Origin of the sequence: Gluconacetobacter entanii (assembly GCF_003206495.1) — a bacterium.
In the GTDB taxonomy this organism is placed as follows: domain Bacteria; phylum Pseudomonadota; class Alphaproteobacteria; order Acetobacterales; family Acetobacteraceae; genus Novacetimonas; species Novacetimonas entanii.
In genome coordinates this window covers 1-4,596 of sequence record NZ_NKUF01000091.1, presented here as the reverse complement: position 1 = coordinate 4,596, position 4,596 = coordinate 1, and the positions used below count along the sequence as shown (strand labels likewise).

Below are 4,596 nucleotides of genomic sequence, written 5' to 3'. Positions count from 1 at the left end.
GTATCCTTCATCTGCCGTCCTTTCGCGCAGTCGTTTCTTCCAACGACCATTCTGGCACATTGCGATGCCGTGCGGGGAGGACGGCAACCACCCCATCTCACAGGGCCCACAGCCACGTGAATGCCACCGCCGCGAGGTAGAGCATGCCCCCCGCAACCCGGCCCATGGCCATGAGAACGCCCGCCGCGGTTACGGCAAGACCGACAATGATATAGTACCAGGACCCGCCAAGAAACGCGAGTTCCGCGCCCATGTAAACAAGCGGCAGGCCCAGCGCGATGATAACGACCGCAAGCGCCAGTGTCGCCCATCCACCGGCGGTTTGGGGCGCTGTGAAAGCAGACATGATGGATGTTCCTCCAAAGTATTGTGATGCGGAGGCTAGTCCTACATTTATGGAACGAGAAAAAACGAAGTCGTGAAAGTGGTAACGACTTTATGAGTATTGTTACAGAATGGACAGTATTCCGCCAAAAAATCGCCCATGTCATTCCGTTTCCAATAGACAGGTTTGCAGTCAATGCAGACTTTAGGACTGGTTGTTATTTTTTTTCTTCATGAAAGGAACCGTTGCGTATCAAGAATAGAATAAGTCGGGGAATATTGCTTTTCAGGACCTTGCCTGCCCCATGAAGACCGTTCGGTCTATATGGCGGGGAGGGTGGACCCTGCCGTCTATTGTTCGGCTATCGACTGCATGGTCACGCACCTCCCTGCCAAAGGGACGCGGAGTCCGCCGGAGGCGACAGGACGCGGAAGGTAAGGTATGGAAACACGAGCTTGGGACTGTTTCGCGAAAATCATCTCCACGGATGTCATCTATGCGGTTGCCGGATCTTGAAGCATGGGCCATTTTTGCCAAGGTGGCGGAACAGGGATCCTTCGCGCGGGCCGCAGAGGACATCCAGCGGTCCAAGCCAACCGTCTCAAAGGCCGTCAGCCGGCTTGAACGCTCCCTTGGCATTTCGCTGTTTAACCGCAATTCACGCAATCTGTCCCTGACCGAAACGGGACGCCTTCTGCTTGGTCATGCGAACAGGCTGCTGGCCGAAGCGCAGGCGGCGGAAACCGAGGCCCGCGGAGGGATGCTCAGCCCCGCGGGCCTGATCCGTGTCGCCGCCCCCATGACGTTCGGGGTCAGGCACCTTTCGCCCATATTGCCCGGTTTTTTGCAACAATATCCCGAAATCGACGTCACCATTGATTTCAGCGACGTCCTCGTCGATCTCGTCGCCGAAGGATATGATGTCGCCCTGCGTATTGCCGCACTGGCAGATTCCTCCCTTCGTGCCCGGCAGTTATGTCCCGTCAGGATCCTGTCTGTCGCGACGCCCGGCTACCTCGACCGGATCGGGCGGCCCGATCACCCAAGGGCGCTGGAGGGGGAAAAGGGGTTTGTCTATACCAACACATCGGCGCCGGGGATGGTGCGGCTGCGCCATGACCATAATGGCCGCGAATATGTCCTGCGCCAGACGGCGCGGTTGCGTGCGGATAATGCGGAAGCTTTCCTGCCCGCGCTCGAAGCCGGTATGGGATATGGGTTTTTCCCGGAATTCATGGTCTGGGAAGGCCTGCGTTCAGGCCGGCTGGAACGCCTGCTGCCGCGATGGTCCGTGCCGCCTGTCGCCCTGTATCTGGTGACGCCCGCCAGCCCGTTACGTCCCGTCAGGGTGAGTGCGTTCCTCGACTACCTTGTCACGGCGTTCGGAGACCCCCCCTGGTCACGGCCCGACCCCGGACCCGTTTCCAGAAGGAAAAAGGCACGCGCGCCCGCACGCTCGTCCTGATGTCTTCAGGATCGGCAGGGGGACGCGAAACGGGACGGTCCTCGGCCCTGTCCCATGCCGTGATCGCCCCGCAGGTCATGCGAGTTTCCTGGCGAGGCCGGCCACATGCTGGCCAAGGAATTTCGCCCCGTCGCGTTCATTCGCGCTTGGCTGTCGGGACCCGTCGCCCGCGGCAATCGTCGTGGCCACATAGGGCGACCCGCCCGTGACCTCGTCAAGCTTCAACTGCCCCTGGAAGCTGTAGGGAAGGCCGCTGACGACCATGCCGTGATGGATCAGGTTCGACATCAGCGAATACAGCGTGGTCTCCTGTCCGCCATGCTGTGACGCGGTGGAGGTGAAGACCGCGCCCACCTTGCCAATCAGTGCCCCACGCAGCCACAGGCCGCCGGTCTGGTCCCAGAAATTGGCCATCTGCGCGGGCAGGCGGCCAAAGCGTGTGGGCGCACCGAGAATGATCGCATCATAATCCGGCAGTTCGTCAACGGTTGCGATGGGGGCATCCTGTTCAAGCTTGAAATGGTGTGACCGGGCCACGTCCTGCGGGACGAGTTCGGGCACCCGTTTCACGCCAGCTTCCAGCCCGGCGGAACGCACGCCCTCCGCCACGGCATGGGCCATCGTCTCTATGTGGCCATAGGACGAGTAATAAAGCACGAGAACCTTTGGCATGACCGCAATCTCCTCAATATCAAATGTGAACGGGGCGCGTATTGGGTGCTGGAAAATGCCCCGCCCGGATGTCCACGATCATATGCCCGCCGGAGATGGCGAACAGGCCAAAATCGGAAATGCTGCGTTTCCGGGAATTGCCGCGCGCTTGCATTGCGGTCGTGGCGTGCGTTGTCAGGAATCCGGCGTGGGGTTGGGCAGGGCTTCGGTTGCCAGACGACGCTGGGCCGCGCATTCCCGGGCAAGGAAATCAAGCAGGGCGCGCACGGCAGGCACCAGGCCACGCCGGGAGGGGAAGACCGCATGGACGATGCCCGCCTGCGGACGCCATTGGGGCAGGACCGGGACCAGCCTTCCTGCTTCGATATCCGGCCAGATCATCATGGTGGGAAACTGCCCGATTCCGACCCCGATCAGTGCGGCTTCGCGCAGGACCGCCATGTCATCCGTCGCAAGCCGGGGTTCGTGAAAGATGGTGGCCGTCTGTCCCTGCCGGTTTTCCAGCAGCCATGAATGTGCCCCCGGACCGGTATGGAAATCGAGGGAAGGAAAGCCATTCAGGTCCGCGGGGGAGGCAGGGGGATGGCGCACCAGTGTCGGGGCGGCGACAAGGCATTGCGTGCTGGTATCAAGCGTGCGCATGACAAGGTCCGAAGACGCCAGCGGCGGGAAGCGCACGCGGATGGCCAGGTCCAGCCCTTCCTTGAGCACATCGACGCGCCTGTTGGTGCTGTCGAGGTGCAGCGTAACAGAGGGATAGCGCAGGACGAACCGGGCCAGCAGGGCACCGAACTGGAAATTGAGCAGGGCGACCGGGCAACTCAGCCGGACCTGCCCGCAGGGTTCGGCCTGAAGCTGGGCGACGGAGCGTTCGGCGCTTTCGGCCTCGGCCAGCATGGCGAGGCAGTGTTCATAGAACCTGTGGCCGGTTTCCGTGACGCTGAAATGCCGGGACGAACGTTGCAGCAGGCGGGTATGCAGGCGATCCTCCAGCACGCGGATACGGCGGCTGAGCAGCGATTTCTGCAACCCCGTGGCCCGTGCGGCGGCAGAAAAACCGCCATGTTTCACCACCTGCACGAAATATTCAAAATCGTTGAGGTCCCTCATCGTTCCTTCCATAGGACGCATTGTTCGATCTGGCAAACTTCATGATACGATGGAACAGGCACATGTTCAGGGACGACGGAAGGGGCATCGTGCCGTCCTTCCCCAGATGGGATACTCATCATGCAGAAGAAGATTCTTGGCCGTTATGGAAATGACCGGGGCCACTGGGTCGGGAACGGATTTCCGGTGCGTTCGCTGTTTTCCTACACCGATTTTGGCGAACATCTCAGCCACTTCCTGCTGCTGGATTATGCCGGTCCGCATGAATTCCAGCCCACTGAAACCCGCCGTGGCGTGGGTGAACATCCCCACAAGGGGTTCGAGACCGTGACCATCGTATATGACTGGGAGGTCGAACACCGCGATTCCTCGGGCGGTGGGGGCATCATCGGCCCGGGTGACGTGCAGTGGATGACGGCGGGCAACGGGATCCAGCACGAGGAATTCCATTCCCCGGCCTATGCCAGGACGGGGGGACAGTTCCGTATGGTGCAGTTGTGGGTCAACCTGCCCGCCCGGGACAAGACGACGCCTGCGGGTTACCAGACGCTTCAGGCGGCCAGCATTCCCGTGGTGCCGTTTGGTGATGGGGCGGGGCACCTGCGCGTGATTGCCGGTGAATATGGTGGGCAGCACGGACCGGCGCGGATCTTCTCGCCGCTCAATGTCTGGGACGGCACGTTGCGGGAGGGCGCGCAGGTCACGCTGGATCTGCCTGCCGGGCATAACACGGCGATCGTCCTGCTGGAGGGACGGCTTGTTGTCAACGGTGCCGAGGAACTCACCAGCGCGCAGTTCGCCCTTCTGGGCCGCGAAGGCACGCAGGTGACGGTGCAGGCGGCGGCGGACAGCAGCTTTCTGGTGCTGACGGGACAGCCCCTGAACGAACCGATTGCCGGTTATGGCCCGTTTGTCATGAACACCCGCGAGATGGGGTGGTTGCCGTCCTCCCCGCACGGCATCGCAATGTGCCAGAATGGTCGTTGGAAGAAACGACTGCGCGAAAGGACGGCAGATGAAGGAT

Annotated in this window: 5 protein-coding genes; 2 read left to right on the top strand and 3 right to left on the bottom strand. The window is 61.4% G+C overall.

Features of this window, described 5'->3' with window-relative positions; translation table 11 throughout:
- Positions 1-97: 97 nt before the first annotated feature.
- Positions 98-346 (bottom strand): hypothetical protein, encoded by a 249-nt coding sequence (locus CFR72_RS16290; RefSeq protein ID WP_244182351.1) that lies wholly within the window; start codon positions 344-346, stop codon positions 98-100.
- A gap of 475 nt (positions 347-821) precedes the next feature.
- On the opposite strand from CFR72_RS16290, the gene CFR72_RS16285 reads away from it, so the two are divergent.
- A complete protein-coding gene (locus CFR72_RS16285; RefSeq protein WP_110914773.1) occupies positions 822-1,790 on the top strand; it encodes a LysR family transcriptional regulator in 969 nt (322 codons plus the stop codon).
- 75 nt (positions 1,791-1,865) lie between these two features.
- On the opposite strand, the gene wrbA is transcribed toward CFR72_RS16285, so the two are convergent.
- Together wrbA and CFR72_RS16275 are read right to left on the bottom strand one after the other, a co-directional pair.
- A complete protein-coding gene (gene wrbA / locus CFR72_RS16280; protein WP_110914772.1) occupies positions 1,866-2,462 on the bottom strand; it encodes an NAD(P)H:quinone oxidoreductase in 597 nt (198 codons plus the stop codon).
- Between the two features lie 174 nt (positions 2,463-2,636).
- On the bottom strand, positions 2,637-3,572 hold the full coding sequence (locus CFR72_RS16275; RefSeq protein ID WP_110914774.1) for a LysR substrate-binding domain-containing protein: 936 nt from the start codon (positions 3,570-3,572) through the stop codon (positions 2,637-2,639).
- Positions 3,573-3,692: 120 nt separating this feature from the next.
- Here CFR72_RS16275 and CFR72_RS16270 point away from each other — a divergent pair.
- Positions 3,693-4,596 (top strand): pirin family protein (locus CFR72_RS16270; protein WP_110914771.1); only part of this gene is annotated, 904 nt, incomplete at its 3' end.